This window comes from Brevibacillus borstelensis, assembly GCF_037834415.1.
Classification (GTDB): domain Bacteria; phylum Bacillota; class Bacilli; order Brevibacillales; family Brevibacillaceae; genus Brevibacillus; species Brevibacillus borstelensis_A.
Genome location: NZ_JAUMSJ010000021.1, coordinates 12,841 through 30,956, shown reverse-complemented (window position 1 = coordinate 30,956; position 18,116 = coordinate 12,841). Strand labels below are relative to the sequence as shown.

Genomic DNA, 18,116 nt, shown 5'->3' with positions numbered 1-18,116 from the left:
TCAACCGCCGTTCAGCTACTACTCTTTTCGACAGCCTCTCCCGCCGCAGCCTGCAAGCCGCGGAGATCTGCTTCCCTTTCAAGGCCGGGATCGTCGTTAATCGGGAGATCGCTTCCGGGGAGATTCGGCTTTACGCGCCCCTCTCGTTGCTGGACGACATGTGTAAGCTCGTGTCCAAGCAGTTTTTGCCCGCTCTTCGTGTCCGGCCGATACGCTCCCGGGGCAAAGTGAATGTCATTTCCCTGGGCAAATGCGACCGCACCGATGTTTTCGGCGACGGTGGAGTGGGGGAAAACCTGTACCTGGGAAAAGTCCGAATGAAAGGCGTGCTCCATCTTCGTCTGTACGGCATCGGGAAGGTGCTGTCCGCTTCCGGTGGAAAATGGCTGCTCCCGGCTCTCCTCAATCGGCGAGGACGAGAGCATTCGCTGGACGGCTTTATTTCCGATCGCTTTTTGCAAAGCGAGGATGCTGTCAGGATCGCGGGCAGTTCGCTGGATAGGGAAAACGCCGCCTGCTTGCCGTTCAGCGACTGCTTTCGCTTGCATGTGGATGAGGGATGCGGAGCCTGCATGCTTCGCAATGGGCTGCCGAGACATTTCAGTGCACCTCCTTTCGGTATGTTCGATCGACCGTTTGCGGTTCTTGGTTAGAGAGGGATCGCCTTTCTCACTTCAAGCATGAACGGCTTTTCCTGAGCGGTGCGGTAGAAAAAGCTGTACATATATTCTCCGATCTTGTAGCTGATCGCATGGGTGCCGCCGCCGAGCGTCTGCCTGGATGAAGGGGGCTGCTCCGTGCTTTTGTTAAAAATGCCATCAAGCTGATTTTGCACAAGCTCCAGGACAGCGGGATCGTACACCCGAACAGCGGAAACGCTGCTCTTGCTTGGAATGACTGGAGCAAAAGTCAGGGAAAAGCTCATATGCTTTTCGCTGTAGGTCAAAGTCTCTTCTCCAGGAGCGGGCTGGCTTGTCGTTCCTTGTGGGTGTGTGTGTACTGCTGAGTCTGTGGGGCTTTTGATGCCTGTTGAACCCGTTGAACCAACAGAACCCGTCGAGCTTGATGAACTTGTCGAACCGCCTGAATTCGAAACGCTTGCCCCGTTCGTAGACGAATCGGCTCCACCCTCAGGAGCCTCGTCCGGCTTTTCCAAAATGTCTTCCAGTTTGCTTTTGGCGATGCCAAGAAAGCCGGGGAGGTAGATTTGGCCCTCCTGAAAATAACCCTTGTACACGGGCTGCTCGTCTTTGTCGAACAGTGTGCCGATGCCGTCAAACGCACCTTTCCGGAATTGCCCCTCGTATTGGAGCGTCTCCTTTTCCGAGTACAGCTCGCCGTTTCCGTGAAACAGGCCGTTGGCAAAAGCCCCCTTGTACTGGAGCGCCCCGCTCTCGGTCGTCAATTCTCCTTGTCCGGCATAGGCTCCAAGCAGAAACTCTCCCTTGTATTTCACAGCCCCGGTTCGATAGTATTCGATTCCGGAACCGCTGTATTGGCCGTTTTTAAAGCTGCCCTCGTAGACGAGATTCCCATGGGGGTCCATGAGGGAACCGCTGCCGTTGTACTTGCCGTCCAAAAACTGGCCTTTGTATCTGGCGAGGCCATTCTGGTGGTAGTCCGTACCATCCCCGGAGTAAAATCCGTTTTCGAAATTCCCGTCGTACAGCACACTTCCGCTCGGATCAAACAGCTTGCCTTTTCCGCTGTACTGGCCGTTGCTGAAGGCTCCTTCGTACTTGACAGCTCCGCCGGCGTGGTACTCCAGTCCAGGTCCTTCCAGCTTGCCGTTCTGAAAAATCCCCTGGAATTGTTTCTGGCGGCTCCCGTCAAACAGGATGCCTTGGCCCGAATAGACACCGTCTTCAAACGCTCCGCGATAAACGAGTTTTCCGTCCTTGTACTCCTCGCCGAAGCCGTTTGGCACGCCCGATTTGAATTCGCCGCTGTAGATGAGCCAGCCCTCGGCGTTGTACAGCTTTCCGCTGCGGTCGTACAAGCCTTCGGACAAATATCCCTCATAGATCAGGGTGCCTGCGGGATTGTAAATTTTGACCCAACCGCTCGCAGTAATCGCCTGCCCCGGCTTTTCATGAATGACAATCGTACGATTCAAAAGTCGGCTGACTGCCTCCGGAGGATTGATCAAGACGAAATAGACCAGGACGGCCAAGAGCAGGCCGGACAACAGCAGCAGTCTTTTCGCCACGTAATAGCGGCCGATGCGGACATAATCGCGGATGGACGTCTCCTTGCCCTGCAAGATCGCCGCTGCGAAGCCTTTTACCTGCTCGGCTGCTTGCTTGGGGAGCTCTGCCGCTTTCTTGGTCAAATCCTGCCAGCCTTTTTGCAGCGCATTTGGCACAGGTTCGACAAAAGTCTCTTCGGTCAGCTTTTGCAGTTGCTTGTCCAAAGCAGTTTCTTCCTCCCTCAGGGAACCTGAATGGTCGTCTGGCCCGGCGACGTGAACTGGATCACGCCACCCCAGGCACACATCAATTTGGATGTATGGCTAAGGGCCGGCATGTTGCCTACGAGAACGGTCGGAGAGCCAGGAACCCATGGTGCAGGGGTTGCCGGAACACAGGGAACGGGGGTGAATACGCCGAATTTGGCGGCAGTGGCCGCGGCTACCTGAGGATTCGACATGGTATTGCACATCCCGAATGGCAAAATGTTTGCCATGGGCTTGTTGTCCATAATATTGGCGATAGGCGTGGTCGTCATAACGCGATTCACCGGGAGGACCAGCAGTGTGCTGGGAGCTGCTCCAAAGCTGCACTGCATCGTGGCGCCCGCGCAAACCAGTTGTCCCATAAGGTTGTCCAACTCCTTGCCGCGTGATCAAAACGAAAGTAGGAAATAAAGCCTACTACTGGAAAAAAAGCCATGCAGAAGCAGGTTCTGTATAGTAGTATAAATGTCAAATAGACGAGGTGTATAGCAAAAATTGTAAGAATTCATTATTTTCACGCGAACGCGCTTCCAAAAATCTGCTCGAAAGAGATAGGAGAACCCTGGATATGAAAGGATATGACAAGAAGTACGTCTGGTTGTTTGCGATGCTCGCTGCGCTGCTTCTATTGGGCGTTTCGCTGGTCATGGACGAGGAGGGGGGAGTGAAGAAGGACGAGCCGTTCGAGAGTATCAACAGCATAGCGGCGAACAGGCAAAACGAAGTCGTTCTGATCGCGGATGCCCAACAGACGATTACGAAATTGAACGCCGACGGAACACTCCGGTTTCGCGATGACTTGAAGCAAGTGCCGGAAGAGGGGCTGTCCAACTTCACGGATGCCGCTCTCGATGAACAGGGAAATGTGTATGCGCTCATTACGCAGCTCGACAGTTTTGGCCTGCACGCCTTGTCTGAGAGAATTGTTCGCTACACGCCTGAAGGAGAGCCTGACCGGGTGATTTACCAGGAAGAGTACGGCGAAAAGAGCGAGCACCAGCGCATCGGCACCATTCGCTCGCTGCAGACAAGCGGTGACCGGCTCTCGTTCTATGTCGTTGACAAATCCGAAATCAAGCTGTTCGAGTATTCACCTGCCGAATCGGAAGCTTCGCTGGCATATCGCGTGCGGCTCCCCGAGGGCGTGTACCCGAGCGAGATTGTCGGCGTGCAGCCGGGGCAGACATTCTTATCCACGAAAAAAGGCGAAATTTACAAAATCGAATCCGAGCTTGCAGACGGACAAGCCCGCATGAGCGGCCCGCTCTACTTTCACAGCCAAAAGGCCCCAGGAAACAAAACACCCCCGCGAAATTTACAGCTGGATTCCCACGGAAGGCTCTATTTTTTCAACGACGATCAAAACAGGCTGGAACGGCTCGACCCCATGCGACCGCAGATCGTGGAAACGGTCGTTTCCGAGGATGGGTGGAAGCGGCTAAACGGGGCTTTTAGCGATGAGTTCCCGGCTTTTTTTCTCACTCGCGACGACGGAATGCTGCTGGCAAGCGACAGCAGCCTGCTAGTTCTCGACGCGAAAGGAAACCTGCGAAGCCAACAGTCCGCCCCCTATCTGGGCAAATACGGCCAAACGTCATACTGGTTTTGGTGGGCGGAGCTTGGAGTTTTTTGCTGTCTGCTCATCGCCGTCCAGTTTGTGCTGTTCCGGTTGTTCCAAATCCCGCTGATCGTCAAGCAAATGCTCGTGATCATCCCTTTGGTGATCGCCCCGATTTTTCTACAGGTGGAGGGCACGCAGATGACGCTGCGCTTCATCGAGGCGGAAAACCAGAACGATCTTCGCCTGCAGACCTACGTCAGCTCACATCTGATCGATGGCGGCTATTTGCACAAGCTCTCATCGGCGGACGACTACATGAACGAGGATTACAAGGCTCTCCTTGCCGGGCTGGAACGGCTCGAGGTTCCCGGAGACGACAGCGTAAACAGGGGGCTGTACAAAACCTTGTACAAATACGAGAACGGGAAACTGTTCCTGATCATGGATGACAATGACCGCGTCGAGATGTTTCAAAAGATTCCGCTGGACGACGATTTCCGGCGCGTCTTGATCGACGGCAAAATCATCTCCGGCCGGTCGCAGGACCGCACCGGCTACTGGGTGTACTCGATGGCTCCGCTCTACGACTCTGCCAACAAGCTCGTCGGAATCCTTGAGCTGGGCAGGGAGATGAACGGGATCAGCATGCAGCACAGCGGCATGTCCCGCATGTTGGCAAAGGAGGCGGCAGTGGTCTGGGCGATCTGCGGGTGTCTGTTCTTCCTGTTCTCCTGGCTGACGTACAGAAACATCCGCAATCTCCAGCTCAGCGTCTCCCGAATGGGCAAAGGCGACTACGATGTAGTGGCAAAGGTCCGCTCGATGGACGAGATTCAGAAGCTGGCGGAAAGCTTTAACCAGATGGCGAGGAGAATCCGGCAGTACATCGCCAACATCACGCGGATGAATGAGGCGAACAACCGTTTTGTGCCCCAGCAGTTTCTGCACTTTCTGGGCAAGGACAGCATTCTCGACGTGAGGCTGGGCGATCAGGTGGAAGAGGAAATGGCCATCATGCGGATGAGCGCCCATGCCTTTTACGAAATGTCGATTCGTCTGGCTCCCGAAGAAACCTTTCGCTTCATCAACGCGTTTCTCAAGCGCTTTGCGCCTGTGGTCAAAGAGCATGACGGCATCATCACCGAGTACCAGGGACCGGGGGTGCTCGCCCTCTATCCGAAAAATGCGAGAGACGCGGTCAACGCGGCAATCCAGATGCGACGGATTTTGGAGAAATACAACGAGCAGAGGGTCAGCGAGCATTTTGAACCGATCGAAATCAACATCGCTCTTCACCACGGGCCGCTCATGCTCGGAATCATCGGCGAAGAGATGCGGATGGAGGCCAATGTCATTTCCGATCACGTCCACGTCGCGGAAACGCTGGAAAGAATGACGGTGACGCTGGGTGCGCGAATTTTGATCTCCGCCCCCATCTTCAAAGGGTTGGCTGAGCCGGAAGCTTACCAATACCGGGATTTGGGCTGGATTCAAATCGAGGGCAAGAACGAGCCGATGCACCTGTACGATGTGTATGAAGGAGACCCTGAGCATATCCGCAGCTTGAAGGAAGAGACAAAGGAGCTGTTTGAGCAGGCGATCCAAATGTATCAGAACGGCAGATTCCGAGATGCGCGTTCCGCCTTCCTGCAGGTCATCAAGCAGAACCGCTGGGATCAGGCCGCCCGCCTGTACTTTTACAACTGCGACGAATACGCCCAGAAAGGGGCAGAGCAGCACTGGGCAGGGGAGCTGAAAATCTCGTGAGAAGCTTGCAAAGAGGGCTGCAGGCAGCAAAAGCGGAGCAGGCTGCCTGGAGCAAAGCAAGCACCTGTCTGGCCGCAGCTTGACAGGCGTAATTCGAACGCAGTTGCGGATCCGATGAGAAAGGGGCTTTGAATCAATCAAGATGATGTTGAACGAACGATTTGAAACACTGTGGAACTACTACGAGACAAAGCTGTGCTGGCTTGATTTGCACATCAAGCGGCTGCTTGCGGCACGGGCGCAGCCGGGGGCGGAAGACCCGCTGGACCAGCTGAGAGGGCTGGTCGTCACGGAGGAGGAGGTAACCCAGCTGCTGGAACGCGTGCCGTTTCATTCGGAGGGAACCGATTTGTTTGCGGAGCAAATTACGGTGCTGGAGAGCCGGCTGGAAACCATCTCAGCCGGACAGCGGGAACATATCCCTTTGCTTGCGCTGGCAGATGCCTGCTCGCTGTCGTCTTTCGAGCAAAACTGCCTGTTTTTGTGCCTCGCTGTCGAGCTGGACCGCAAATACGAAAAGCTCTACGGCTACCTGCTTGACGACATCACCTGCAAATGGCCGACTCCCGATCTGGCGATGCAGCTCTTCTGCCGGACACCCGCCGAAAAGGTTTTCGCATGGTCCTCCTTTGCGCAGCGCAGCAAATTGGACAGGCTGCTCCTCTTCCGCGAAGAAGACGCGGCCGACTGGAAAGGCTCCTGGCTTTCTAGGCCGCTGAAATTGGACGAGCGGATGATGCTGTATTTGACCAAGCCGGATGAAGACGGCAAAGCGCTGCCGCTGTGGATGGCGCGGAGCATTCCGGAGCAGACGCTGGATCCGCTTTTGATCGGCTGGGAAATACAGGAGCGCCTGCAAGCATTGCTGGGGGCTCTAGACGCAGATATGGAGCGGGCGGTTTTCCACCTGCACGGTCCTTCCGGCGCGGGCAAGAAGCATCAGCTCCTGCATGCCTTTCACCGGATAGGCCGTTCGATGCTGGTCGTGGATATGCAAAGACTGATCCGGGAAGACGGTTTTGCCAAGGGAGTTGCTCAATTGCGCAGGGAAGCGCAGCTTCAGCGTGCCGTTCTCTGTTTTGACCACTGGGAGGCTTGCCTGTCCGAAGAGGAGGGCATCGTTCGCCGCCAGGCTGCGCTATTGGAAGAGCTGGAGCAGTTTCCCGGCTGTCTGGCTTTCCTTTCCGAAAGGCAGTGGAAGCCCGGGCGCTTCTTGCAAAGCAGGCTATGGTTCGAGCATGAGCTGGCGGTGCCCGGCGAAGCGGAAAGAAAGCAGCTGTGGGAGGCACTGAAAGAGACGATGCCCGTTTCTGCCGAGGTTGATTTTGGTCAGCTCGCGGGGAAATTCAAGCTGACGCCGGGCCAGATCAAGGGGGCGGCGGCGAGAGCCAGGCAGCTTGCATGGCAAAGGGCAGGCGGCTTGCCGCCGGCTGAGCCTGGCAACGGCGCCAAACCCGTGTCGGGCGGCGACCTCAAACCCGCCGGAAGCGACATCATGCCAGTTGCGGCTGTCACACTGGAAATCCTCCACGAAGCATGCATGTCCCGGATCAGGCACTCGCTCGGGAATCATGCGGTGCGCCTTACGCCCAGATATTCCTGGAGCGACCTGGTTTTACCCGAGGAGCCGCTGCAACTGCTCAAGCAGGCTTGCAATCAGGTCGCTTACAGGCACATCGTCTTTGGAGACTGGGGGTTCGACCGCAAGCTTTCCTACGGCAAGGGCGTCAGCGTGCTGTTCGCAGGTCCGCCGGGCACAGGAAAGACGATGTCTGCCGAGGTGATTGCCAAGGAATTGCGCTTGGACATTTTTAAAGTCGATCTGTCGCAAGTGATCAGCAAATACATCGGCGAAACAGAAAAAAACCTGCAAAAGATTTTTGCGGAAGCCAAGGCAGCCAATGCGATCCTGTTTTTTGACGAGGCGGACGCCTTGTTCGGAAAAAGGTCGGATGTAAAGGATTCCCATGACAAATACGCCAATATGGAAACCGCGTATCTGCTGCAAAAAATGGAGGAGTATGACGGAATATCCATTCTGGCGACGAATCTTCTGCAAAATTTCGACGAAGCGTTTATGCGCAGAATGACCTACGTGATCAAGTTTCCTTTTCCAGACCCGGAATATCGGGAAAAAATCTGGCGCTGCCAGTTCCCTCCAGATACCCCCCAATCCTCCGATATTGATTTTCCTTTCCTCGCCGCCAAGCTGCACATCGCGGGCGGAGGCATCAAAAACGTGGTCCTGTCCGCGGCGTTTTTGGCCGCCGCCGAGGAGACAGCGGTTGGCATGCGGCATCTGATCATCGCGGCCAGGCATGAGCTGCGGAAGACAGGAAAGCTGCTGTTGAAAGAGGATCTGGGAGAATATGCCTATTACGAGCTGTGACCAAAATTATTACCAATAGTTGCAACATTTTTTTAATTTTAGATATTAAACTAGTTTTTGTCATTTTATAATACTTGTATCCATGTCAAATAGTGTCGAGGTGAACACGTATCAGTCAATATACGGTCATAGCGGATGCGGGCTTGACGCTGCTGCACCTCTTGCGCGAGCAGATGACCCCCGAGCCGATCAGCCAGCCGGAGCTGATCGGACTCGCTTCGCCCGCCGAGGCAAGCGACCTTGTGCTATCCCTGTTTCTGTATGAAGTCCGGGAAAGCGCGGAAAGGCAAAGCGCGATGATTAGCGAAGGCACGGACATTTTGCGCCATCCTCCGATGACAGTCCATCTGTATTTTGTCATGACCGCTCACTCGCCAGCGGAGCAGCATGCCCGGGCATTGGACGAGTACCGGATTCTCGGCAGGGCGATGCAGGTCCTCTACGACAATGCCATCCTGAAAGGAAACGTTCTGAAAGGCTCGCTGGCCGGAACGAATGAAGAACTGCGGGTAGTGATGGACCAGCCGCCCCTCGACAGGTTGATCCACCTGTTTCCCAACATGCCGTACAAGCTGTCTGTCGGATACTCTGTCGGACCTGTATACATTGACTCGACGCGCATCCGCTCGACCAAGCGGGTACTGGAACGCGACTTCAGACTGCGGGGATAGGGGTGGAGTCAAGTGGAAAACGCGATACAGGTCAGAATCTATTCCGTCTTCTCGTTTGCTGTCCGCCTGCTGGATGCGTTTACAAAGGCCGCGCCGCTCAAAGGCAGTATCCAGCTCAGTCTAGAAGGCAGGAAGGAAAGGCCCATCGCCAAAGGAGACGGGTGGCTTGTGTTTACCGATTTGCCAGCCGGCACCTATCGGCTGCTCGTTTCCAGCAAGGAATACATAACGAAAATGGCATCCATTGTCGTGGCGACGAAGCAGACTGATCCTTCTGAAAGGCTGATTTTGCTCGCGCCAAGTCCATCCTACCCGTTTCGCTCGGGAGACACGCTGATTCGCGGAGTCGTCTTCAGGCCGGACGGGGAACCAGCCGCGGGAGCAATTGTTCGCGCCCGCATCCGCGGTGAGCAGGACTCAGCGGTAAAGCTGGCCGAGCAAGGGGAAGCTGGAGACGTTACGTTAGCCTTGTACTCCCCTGTGGGACGCATTTGCCCGGGCGATGCCTTTCAGCCCGTGCCAGCAGAAGGGTCCTCCGCTCCAATCATACGGATTGCAGAAGCGGGCAAGGGATGGACGCATCGGCTCGCGGAACCGCTTTCTGGCCCTTTGCCGAGAAGCACAGCGCTGCTGCCGCTGATCGAGACAAGCTGCGATGCGAGAGGAGAATTCGTTCTGGCGCTTCCTCCTTCACTGGGGAGGGCAAACGGCGAGGCAGAGATCGCCATATATGCAGAGGGTGCGGGAAGCTTGTGCAAGCACCAAATCGTTGACGGGGCGGCAACCTCCGTTGGCAGCATCCGGTTGGCGCCGTTGCAAAAGGGATGATCCGGGAGCCTGTGTGGGACATGACCCAGGGCAGGCCTCCTGATTATTGAATAAAGGCCTCTATCATTTCCATTTCATGCATGTTTTTAAAATAAACGGAAGGGAGGGACTGGTTGCAAATTTCTGCTGTTGATACGGCGGGAATTTCAATCAGGAAAGAATGCCGGAGTACCTATCGCCAGGTGTGTATGTGGAGGAGTTTGACAGCGGCCCTGTCCCGATGGAAGGAGCCAGCACGAGTACAGCGGGTTTTATCGGTTTGGCGCAAAAAGGTCCGGCAGCGGGCCTGCCTGAACTGATCACCGGGGTAAACGACTTCCGGAAAATTTTCGGCTCCTATTTGTCTGAAAATGCGTTCGGCGAGTACCGCTATCTGGCTTATGCCGTAGACCATTTCTTCCTCAACGGCGGGTCCCGCTGCTATGTGATGAGAGTAGCCCCCGGGGATGCCAAACTGGCTTCCAATATCACGGAGGAAAACAGCTCGCCCGTTCTGCAAATATTCGCGAAAAACCCCGGAGCGTGGGGAAACCAGGTCCGGGTCAACATCGAGCCGTCCAGCAAGGCGAAGACACAGATTTTCGAGGTGGCCGGGGAAGCAGCTGCCGGGAAATATCTCGTCAAAAACAGCGCCGGGTTTAACCCGGGGGATGTCGTTTCCTTCTTTGACGGCGAGAAGAAGCAATACAGAGAAGTCGTTTCGTCCCAGGACAATATGATCGAGCTGGATCAGCCGCTGGAAGGAGATGTCGTCGACAAGGGACTGCTGCCTGTCAAGCTTCTTGCGACCTGCGAGTTTACCGTCCAGGTCGTCTGCGGCGAAGAGGCGGAGGAATACGAAAAGTGCTCGCTGAATGTATCCGCCGCCAATCACGTGAGCAAGGTATTGGCCAAAAGCAGCATCGTTGCCGTCGAGGCTGGCGCCGCTCCGGCAAGCGAGCAGCCGCAGCCTCCCTTTACAGTCATCTCCGGTCAGCCGGAAGAGGTGGAAAAAGAGGGCGGCAAGACGGAGTACAACCGGTTCCAGATTGTGCTTGCGGGGGGCAGCGACGGCTCTGTAGCCAACCTGTCCGCGGGCGACTTTATCGGCGAAGACGTAGGGCCGGGAAGGCGTACCGGCATTCAAGCGTTCATCGATAACGACGAAGTGAGCATCATGGCGGTCCCGGGGGTGACAGACCCCAATGTGCAGCTTTCGCTGGTGGCCCACTGTGAAAACCTGAAGAGCCGGTTCGCCATTCTGGACATTCCGCGGGACAAGAAAAAAGTCAGCGATGTGCTGACGCACCGAAACATTTTCGACACCCAGTATGCGGCGATCTACAATCCTTGGCTGCAGGTGTTCGACCCGCTCGACAAGCGCAACATGTTTATTCCTCCGTCCGGTTCAATGGCCGGCATCTACGCCAGATCGGACAACACGCGCGGCGTCTTTAAGGCGCCGGCCAATGAAGTGGTTCGGGGGTGCACGGGATTGGACTGCCAGTACAACACAGGCGAGCAGGACATTCTCAATCCGAAGGGCGTGAACCTGATTCGCGCCTTTACGGGACAGGGCATCCGCGTATGGGGAGCGCGGACGATGTCCTCTAATGGACTGTGGAAGTACATCAACGTACGGCGGCTGTTTATTTTCCTTGAGCAATCGATCAAAAACGGCACCAATTGGGTGGTGTTTGAGCCAAATGACGATCGGCTGTGGGCCCGTGTGCATCGCACGATCGATTCGTTTTTGACGCGGGTGTGGAGAGAAGGGGCCTTGATGGGAACAAGTCCGCAGGAAGCTTTTTATATCAACATCGGACGCAGTACGATGACGCAGGACGACATCGACAACGGCAGACTGATTTGTATCATCGGCGTCGCTCCCGTCAAACCGGCTGAATTCGTTATTTTCCGCATCACCCAAAAGACGGCTGATCAGTAGGCGGGAAGGGCTCGGACAAACAGGTAAGGAAAGGGGTACCGTATGGCAGGAGATCGTAAAGACCCGTACCGCAAGTTTCGGTATCGGGTAGAGGTGGACGGAATTCAGCAGGCGGGCTTTAGCGAGGTTTCGGGCTTTGATGCCTCCGTTGACGTTGTCGAGTACCGTGAAGGCAACGAGGTCATCACCCCACGGAAGCTGCCCGGGCTGGCCAAGTACGGAAACATTACGCTGAAATGGGGCGTAACGGATTCGATGGATTTGTACAACTGGATGCAGGATACCATTCAGGGCAAGGTCGCGCGCAAAACCGTGACGATCATCGCGATCAACGAGGCCGGCGAGGACGTGGCGACCTGGAAAGTCATCGAGGCATGGCCGACCAAGTACACGGCACCCGATTTTAACGGGACGTCGTCCGAGGTCGCAATCGAGCAGCTGGAAATCGCTCATGAGGGCATGACCAGAACCAAATAACCAAAGTGCACCACGCCAGAGGGTGGCAAAGGAGGTCGGAAGCATCGGCTTTTCTTTGTCACTCCTGTCGGCCTAATGGGAAGAGGAGGAGCGTACAGTGGCATTCAAAACCGAATTTGAATTCGAACTCCCGCGGGGATACGTCGACGAGGAAGGCAACCTGCACAAGCGCGGCGTGATGCGCCTCGCGACCGCAGCCGACGAAATCCTGCCGATGCGGGACCCGCGCGTCCAGCAAAATCCGGGGTACCTGACCATCATTCTGCTGACCAGGGTGATCACGAAGCTGGGAGAGGTCAGGGGCATCGACACCAGAGTCGTCGAAAGGCTGTTTACTGCCGATCTGGCCTACCTGCAGAATCTCTACCGGCAAATCAATGAGCTGGAGAGCACGGCGATCAAAGCGGAATGTCCCAAATGCGAGCATCAGTTTCAGGTGGATTTGTCTTTTCCGGGGGAAATGGAGGCGGTATGACCGGCTATCCCATCGACAAGATTTACGAGGAAGCGGCTTTCATCGCCTACTACTTTCACTGGTCGCATGACGACATCATGTCGATGGAACACAGAGAGCGCAGACGCTGGTGCGAGCAAATTTCGGCGATCAACCGCAAGCTAAGCGACGAACCGGACAACCCCTTCGACGTGTTTAAAAGGAGGTGACCCGCTTGAGTATGAGCGACAATCCCTATTATAGCAATCTCCGCTTTCGCGTTGAGTTTTTCCCGTTTGGACTGGAAATGGACGGGATCTGGGTGGCTGGCTTCAGCGAAGTGTCGGGACTGGCTGTGGAGACCGAACTGGAAGAGTACAGCGAGGGGGGAGTGAACCACTTTGTGCACAAGCTGCCGAAGCGAAGCAAATACCCCAATCTTGTATTCAAGCGGGGCTTTGTGCGATCCAACGAGCTGTGGCAGTGGTACGAGGACTTTCACTTTGGCCCCCCGGAAAAGCGGAAGCGCAAGGAAGGCGCCGTCATCCTGCTTGATCAGAACGGAAACGACGTAGGGGCCTGGGGGTTTCACGGGGCGTATCCGGTCAAATGGGTCGGCCCTGATTTTCGGGCCACTCAGGGGGAAGTCGCTGTGGAAACGCTTGAAATCGTCCATAGAGGATTGAGGTCCTATTTCTAAGCTTGGCACAACTCCAGTGGAAAGCGAGCAGTCGCCGATGATTTCTATTCGGAAGCCTCCCGTCTCAGCTCGTCATATGGTGATAACGAAGGCAGCCAGCCAAGGTTTTGCAATGGGAATTATGCAAAAATACGGGGCTGGCCCAAGCAGGTATCCGGGGTATCTGTCACTCATTCATCGCGAATATTTTGCTGGAGGAAGCTGGCCGGGGCCGACGATTTATCGCATCTTTATCAATCTCCGGCTGCAGGTGCAAGCGGCAGCGGCGGCTCGGATGACGGCAGTGGCGTTGCGGGAAGCCGGGTTAGAAAGAAGCAGCCGGGTTGAGCGGGTGATTCGAGAGTATGCAGGGTCGCCTGCGTTAACGGAACGGACAAGGCCTCCGGCATTGGCGAGTCATTTGAGCGGGCAGCGATCCTTTGTGCAGTCTTCGCTGCGGCCGCTGTTCTTGCAGGGGTTTATGACAGATGTGCGGACGCGGGAAGGAGTTCGCGAACGACAAATCTCAGACGCAACGCATGACGGACTGGCTGGACTGGGGACAGTGCTGCCGCCGATCTCATCGAAGGCATCTTTTCTGCAAGGAGATCATGCATGGCGGGCCGGACCGTTGAAGAGAGAAGCGACGGATGTTTGGCGCAGCGGGGTCGATGGCTTATACAGGGTTTCAAAAGCGTTTGCGTTTCGGGAGGATGCTGTTGCCAAGCAAAGGCAGGCAGGGTATCGGGAGCATTATCTCCTGAGGCGAGGGCTAGCTGTTCATCCAAAAGACACGTCTTTTGCCCACACGTTCAGCAGCAAAGAGCGGCTCGCAAGGAATCTGGATGTCGCTTTCAGCAGCTGGCACACGACTGCGCTACGGCATTTGCCATGGCTTGATAAGGTCAACCGGCAGCATGGCCAGCTGAATTTGCGTGGACGCTTGCAGCTGTTTACGAATGAGTATTTGCGATGGCTTGCGTACCGGCGGTTGGAAAGAGCTGTGCCATTCATTGCTCGATCAGTGCCTGGGGCGGTAAGCAGCCAATTCTCAAAAATGGACGTGCCGCCGGATTTCCTGAAGTTCTCTCCGGCCAGTTCCCGGCACTTACTGCTGCCAGGGGCACAGGCCCAGTTCGTGTGGAGGCGGTTACTTCCGGAGCCGGCTTTTTCTCAAGTGCCAATGCTAGCCAATAGAGAACGTTCTTTTCCCTGGAAAAACGCCTCGGGAGCAATCATAGCGTCTGGTCCGAGGAGTACGGGCGGCCAAGGCTTTGTTGACACAGATGAGGCAAAGCGGGCCAGTTCAAACAGCTTCGCTGTCAAGAGGCTCCGGCTATTGAACGATGTTAGGGAGATCCCCGCGCTTTCGTGGTTCAACTGGCTTCTGTTTACAAGGTTTATTCCTGTTTCTTCTATTATATATGCAAGCAATCGGAGCGGAAGGTTACCTGCAAGACGCTCGGACGAGCGTGAAGTGAGCTTTGCAGACGGATGGCATCTTTATGCGGCTGGGAAAAGCAGGAATCGGGTGGCTGCACTTTCCCGGAGCCTCCGATTTGAGTTTTCGCGGGGATTCTGGAGCCGAGAGAGGAATTGGGTATTTTTAAAAAATAGTGACCCTAGCAGTCCGCCGACTATTGGGCCCGGCAGTAATGGAAGAGAGGCATTGCTGGATGCTGTCAATCGGGAAGGGAATAGCCTTTTGAGTCAGTCGATTTTGCCGTCTTTTGTGTCGACGCTCGTGCAGAGTTTGGGAATGGGGCGATTATACGTATACGGAAGCGAGCCGAAAGAAAGCCGTCAACGCCTCCTTCCATTAAGTCTGATTGCCCATCGAGCAGTGCGCATTGCCTTTCATGAGACGGCTTCTTTAAATGAAAAGAGTCGACGGCTATTTCCACATGCCGCTATCGATTTTGTTCAAAGGCATCCCGCCTTCTGGGGATATCAAAGTAAGGGCATTCGTTTTCCGAAGAGTCAATCCGAAGGCGCTCGTCCGGCAAGCAATACGGCAGCGGGAACAGGAAAAATGTTTGGCCGTGCCGTTTTTAGCAGGCATGGGAGCGGTAGGACAGCCGAGGAAACAATGTTCACCGGGGCTGTTTCAGCAGGGACAGTGTTTGTTGCTGCCGGTGGACGAGGGCTGGTGGCTCCTGCAGGAATAGCTGCTGCAAGGAGAGGGAAAGCAAGGGAAACAGCAAGAGTAGAAGCGTCTAGAACAACAGTCGCAAGTGCAACAGCCGGAAGAACATCAATTCTCCAGACAATAGCGGCGAGAACAGCAGTAATTGGGACAGCAACCGTCAGGACGAGGGCTGGAGCAACGGCGGCTGGAGGCAACGTCATTACAGTCAGCGGCGCGTACGGGTATTTCAGAATCGATCTGGAATACGCTGGTAGGGGTCATACCTGGAAAGCTGCTACACTCGGAGATGCCAAAGCGAGACAGAGAACAGGGCCAATGCAAAGAGGCACACCATGGACAAAGCTTTGGACAACGTCTTGGACAGACCCTTGGAAATGGCCGGAAGGGCAGCTGAAGCAATGGGTGGAACAGCAGCTGGTCCTCGTCCGGCTTGCTGGCTACAGGCCAATTTCAAGCTCTCTCAGCCGGTCCGGTCAAGGCGTGGATCGGCCCCGGAAAACAAGGCAGCTTGTCCGCAGGAAGGAAGAAGCTCCGTTCAGCAAACCGCTAGGAAACCGCAAACCGGAGACAAAGCAGGATTCGCTGGGCAGCTCAGTTTTGCCCGTACATGTCGACATGGCAAACATCCTGCCGCCAACTCTTCGGGAAGCTGGAAAAGTCCGTCGTGCTGAGGGAATCGGCAGAGTCCAAAGGCCCCTCTACCCGGTTCCTGACTTCCGGGAAGACAGGCAAAATACATCCTCCATTCAGGCGGTTTCAAACAGAAACAGGACTCGGCAGTCTTGGCCGCTCCCGCTTAGCGGTCTCAGGCAAGAGGGCGACAGCGGAAACCGGAAAGCTTTCCTTCGTCTCTTCCAACGGGATGGGAGAGAAGATACAGACTTATTGCCAGTAATTGGGCGATTTTATGAAAATCGGAAGATTATGTCCCGACCGCAGTATGCTCTCGCAACCCTTGAAAGCTATCAAAAGGCCAAGATGGAATTCCGGACGCTTCGGCCAGCTTTTATAAAGCGGAACTTTGTTGCTCGGAGATGGCCAATTATCAACATAGCAGTCGAACCATTGAATCGTCGGCACGCGGGCGGACATGAAAAAAAGAGCGACAGGAACATCGGGGGCGGAAAGAGCTTGGGAGCGGGCAGAAAGAGTCTGGTTCAAATGCAGATGGAAAGCTGGGCCCAACACCGGCTGCCGCAAAAGCAACAAAAGCAATTTTTCCCCGAAAGCGTAAAGATGTCCCTGGCTGGGGCAGCCTCTCCTCTGCAAGAAACGTGGAACCGAGAAGCGAAGCAGGCAATCCATTATCGGAGCGCGACTCGCATCACGCAGACTGGCTTGGAGGCAGAAAAGCCGCTGCGGTTGAGAATAAGTCAATGGTTCGTACCGGAACAGAACCGTAATGAAATACCTGAAGCGAAAAGGCATACGCTGATGAGCTTCGGTCGGCGCATGGGCGACTCGTTTCCTTTGCTGTCAATAGAAGTTTCGCAACCGGTAGGTCATTTACAGACGATAGAGCGCTTACAGTCAATCGGGCGTTTGCCATCAGAAGAATCGATGCCGCTGGTAAATAGGAAACCGTTAGCGGCAGCTTCTCTGTCTTACCGGAACTTGTTTCCTGCTTTCATGGCCAACCGGAATGCGATGGTGAAACCATTAGGACAGACAAGCCCTCTGCCAAACCCGTCTCCGCTCCTCAGAAACAAGCAGCGTGAAGCCAGTCAGACGGCAGAACCGGCATCCGCCCTTTTGCAGCAAGCGACTTCACCGTTCCATCTTCACCACAAGTTTGCGGCAGAAATGCGGGACCGAGCCGGCGGGGAGGGACGGTTTGAAAGGCAAGCGTCTCCAGCGATGGAATATTTGAAGCGGGCACCTGGCCCAAAAAATGAGGGCGCGTCCAGTGAAGCGGCACCGCAGAAGAGGCAAACAGAAACGGAAGTGGAACGAACTATTTCCGGCAGCGGCATTTTGTCCCAGCCTGAAATGGATCGGCTTGTCGACAAAATGATGAAGGAGCTGGAGAAGCGTCTTTCCTTTGAACGCCAGCGACGGGGGCTCTAGAACCGCCGGAAGCGCGGGCAGCGATGCAAGCGGAAACGCTTGAAGCCATTCCTAAAAACCGAAAGAGGCAAAGAGCGCGATGGGACAGGAGAAGAAAGCGAAGATTTTAGTCGATCGGAAGGGAACGGGAGACTTCACGGAATCGATATCCGTTTTGTTTAATCCTTCCGAGTACAGGATTGAAGCCGCGAATCATTACGCCTGGCACAGGATACTCGGTCAGTCTGTGCCCGTCGGCATGTTTGTCAGCGGGGAAATCGAAACGCTGTCGGTAGAGCTGTTTTTTGACACGTACGAGACAGGCATCGACGTCCGCCATTTCACCAATAAGGTCGCGGGCTTGATGACTGTGGAAAAAAAGATCGGCACGCCCCCGATCTGCAAGTTTGTCTGGGACAGCCTCCAGTTTACGGGGGTTGTCGAGAAGGTCTCTCAACGCTTTACGATGTTTCTGGACCAGGGGACACCTGTCAGGGCCAAGCTTGATGTGACATTCAAGGGGACAAGCAGCAGGATGGAACCAAGCGATATCAACGCATTGACCAACACCGTGCTGGAACAGCAGGTGAGTCAGGGGGACCACCTATGGCTTCTCGCTGCCAGAGCTTACAACGATCCCGGAAAATGGCGGACGATCGCCCGGGCAAACAAAATCGACAATCCGCGTCTCCTGAAGAATGGCAGAAGCGTAACCGTTCCGTCTCCGAGGTGAT

General features: G+C 55.3%; 14 protein-coding genes. 11 read left to right on the top strand and 3 right to left on the bottom strand.

Annotation, left to right across the window (positions count from 1 at the left end; all coding sequences use genetic code 11):
• Positions 1-11: 11 nt before the first annotated feature.
• The 3 genes from Q3F21_RS16810 to Q3F21_RS16800 are packed head-to-tail and all read right to left on the bottom strand — an operon-like array spanning position 12 to position 2,817.
• Positions 12-599, bottom strand: coding sequence for a DUF4157 domain-containing protein (locus Q3F21_RS16810; protein ID WP_340255350.1), 588 nt, complete (start codon positions 597-599; stop codon positions 12-14).
• Positions 600-649: 50 nt separating this feature from the next.
• Positions 650-2,413, bottom strand: a complete 1,764-nt coding sequence (locus Q3F21_RS16805) for a hypothetical protein (protein WP_340255347.1) — start codon at positions 2,411-2,413, stop codon at positions 650-652.
• 17 nt (positions 2,414-2,430) lie between these two features.
• The gene (locus Q3F21_RS16800) at positions 2,431-2,817 is read right to left on the bottom strand and encodes a DUF4280 domain-containing protein (protein ID WP_340255344.1); all 387 of its coding nucleotides are present in this window, start codon (positions 2,815-2,817) and stop codon (positions 2,431-2,433) included.
• A gap of 206 nt (positions 2,818-3,023) precedes the next feature.
• Between Q3F21_RS16800 and Q3F21_RS16795 the strand changes: the two genes are divergently transcribed.
• From Q3F21_RS16795 to Q3F21_RS16745, 11 genes are all read left to right on the top strand, one after another.
• Entirely contained in the window at positions 3,024-5,783 is a 2,760-nt protein-coding gene (locus Q3F21_RS16795) for an adenylate/guanylate cyclase domain-containing protein (RefSeq protein WP_340255341.1), read from the top strand.
• Positions 5,784-5,925: 142 nt separating this feature from the next.
• The gene (locus Q3F21_RS16790; protein ID WP_340255338.1) at positions 5,926-8,172 is read left to right on the top strand and encodes an AAA family ATPase; all 2,247 of its coding nucleotides are present in this window, start codon (positions 5,926-5,928) and stop codon (positions 8,170-8,172) included.
• Positions 8,173-8,315: 143 nt separating this feature from the next.
• Positions 8,316-8,843, top strand: a complete 528-nt coding sequence (locus Q3F21_RS16785; RefSeq protein WP_340255335.1) for a DUF4255 domain-containing protein — start codon at positions 8,316-8,318, stop codon at positions 8,841-8,843.
• A 12-nt stretch (positions 8,844-8,855) separates the two neighbouring features.
• The gene (locus Q3F21_RS16780; RefSeq protein WP_340255332.1) at positions 8,856-9,671 is read left to right on the top strand and encodes a hypothetical protein; all 816 of its coding nucleotides are present in this window, start codon (positions 8,856-8,858) and stop codon (positions 9,669-9,671) included.
• 160 nt (positions 9,672-9,831) lie between these two features.
• On the top strand, positions 9,832-11,598 hold the full coding sequence (locus tag Q3F21_RS16775) for a phage tail sheath subtilisin-like domain-containing protein (protein ID WP_340255329.1): 1,767 nt from the start codon (positions 9,832-9,834) through the stop codon (positions 11,596-11,598).
• Between the two features lie 42 nt (positions 11,599-11,640).
• On the top strand, positions 11,641-12,075 hold the full coding sequence (locus tag Q3F21_RS16770) for a phage tail protein (protein WP_340255326.1): 435 nt from the start codon (positions 11,641-11,643) through the stop codon (positions 12,073-12,075).
• A gap of 97 nt (positions 12,076-12,172) precedes the next feature.
• Positions 12,173-12,550, top strand: a complete 378-nt coding sequence (locus Q3F21_RS16765) for a phage tail assembly protein (protein WP_340255323.1) — start codon at positions 12,173-12,175, stop codon at positions 12,548-12,550.
• Positions 12,547-12,738: a DUF6760 family protein gene (locus Q3F21_RS16760; RefSeq protein WP_340255319.1), complete on the top strand. Its 192-nt coding sequence runs from the start codon at positions 12,547-12,549 to the stop codon at positions 12,736-12,738. Before Q3F21_RS16765 ends, Q3F21_RS16760 begins: the two co-directional genes overlap by 4 nt.
• Positions 12,739-12,749: 11 nt before the next feature.
• The gene (locus Q3F21_RS16755; RefSeq protein WP_340255466.1) at positions 12,750-13,208 is read left to right on the top strand and encodes a phage tail protein; all 459 of its coding nucleotides are present in this window, start codon (positions 12,750-12,752) and stop codon (positions 13,206-13,208) included.
• A 37-nt stretch (positions 13,209-13,245) separates the two neighbouring features.
• On the top strand, positions 13,246-17,403 hold the full coding sequence (locus tag Q3F21_RS16750) for a hypothetical protein (protein WP_340255316.1): 4,158 nt from the start codon (positions 13,246-13,248) through the stop codon (positions 17,401-17,403).
• Positions 17,404-17,482: 79 nt separating this feature from the next.
• On the top strand, positions 17,483-18,115 hold the full coding sequence (locus Q3F21_RS16745) for a CIS tube protein (protein ID WP_340255313.1): 633 nt from the start codon (positions 17,483-17,485) through the stop codon (positions 18,113-18,115).
• Position 18,116: the final 1 nt, after the last annotated feature.

What these genes read in the sequence shown, in the direction of transcription:
- Q3F21_RS16810 (WP_340255350.1), bottom strand. Translation starts at nt 599, where the DNA reads ATGTCTCGGCAGCCCATTGCGAAGCATGCAGGCTCCGCATCCCTCATC.
- Q3F21_RS16800 (WP_340255344.1), bottom strand. Translation starts at nt 2,817, where the DNA reads ATGGGACAACTGGTTTGCGCGGGCGCCACGATGCAGTGCAGCTTTGGA.
- Q3F21_RS16795 (WP_340255341.1), top strand. Translation starts at nt 3,024, where the DNA reads ATGAAAGGATATGACAAGAAGTACGTCTGGTTGTTTGCGATGCTCGCT.
- Q3F21_RS16790 (WP_340255338.1), top strand. Translation starts at nt 5,926, where the DNA reads ATGATGTTGAACGAACGATTTGAAACACTGTGGAACTACTACGAGACA.
- Q3F21_RS16775 (WP_340255329.1), top strand. Translation starts at nt 9,832, where the DNA reads ATGCCGGAGTACCTATCGCCAGGTGTGTATGTGGAGGAGTTTGACAGC.
- Q3F21_RS16770 (WP_340255326.1), top strand. Translation starts at nt 11,641, where the DNA reads ATGGCAGGAGATCGTAAAGACCCGTACCGCAAGTTTCGGTATCGGGTA.
- Q3F21_RS16760 (WP_340255319.1), top strand. Translation starts at nt 12,547, where the DNA reads ATGACCGGCTATCCCATCGACAAGATTTACGAGGAAGCGGCTTTCATC.
- Q3F21_RS16755 (WP_340255466.1), top strand. Translation starts at nt 12,750, where the DNA reads ATGAGCGACAATCCCTATTATAGCAATCTCCGCTTTCGCGTTGAGTTT.
- Q3F21_RS16750 (WP_340255316.1), top strand. Translation starts at nt 13,246, where the DNA reads ATGATTTCTATTCGGAAGCCTCCCGTCTCAGCTCGTCATATGGTGATA.
- Q3F21_RS16745 (WP_340255313.1), top strand. Translation starts at nt 17,483, where the DNA reads ATGGGACAGGAGAAGAAAGCGAAGATTTTAGTCGATCGGAAGGGAACG.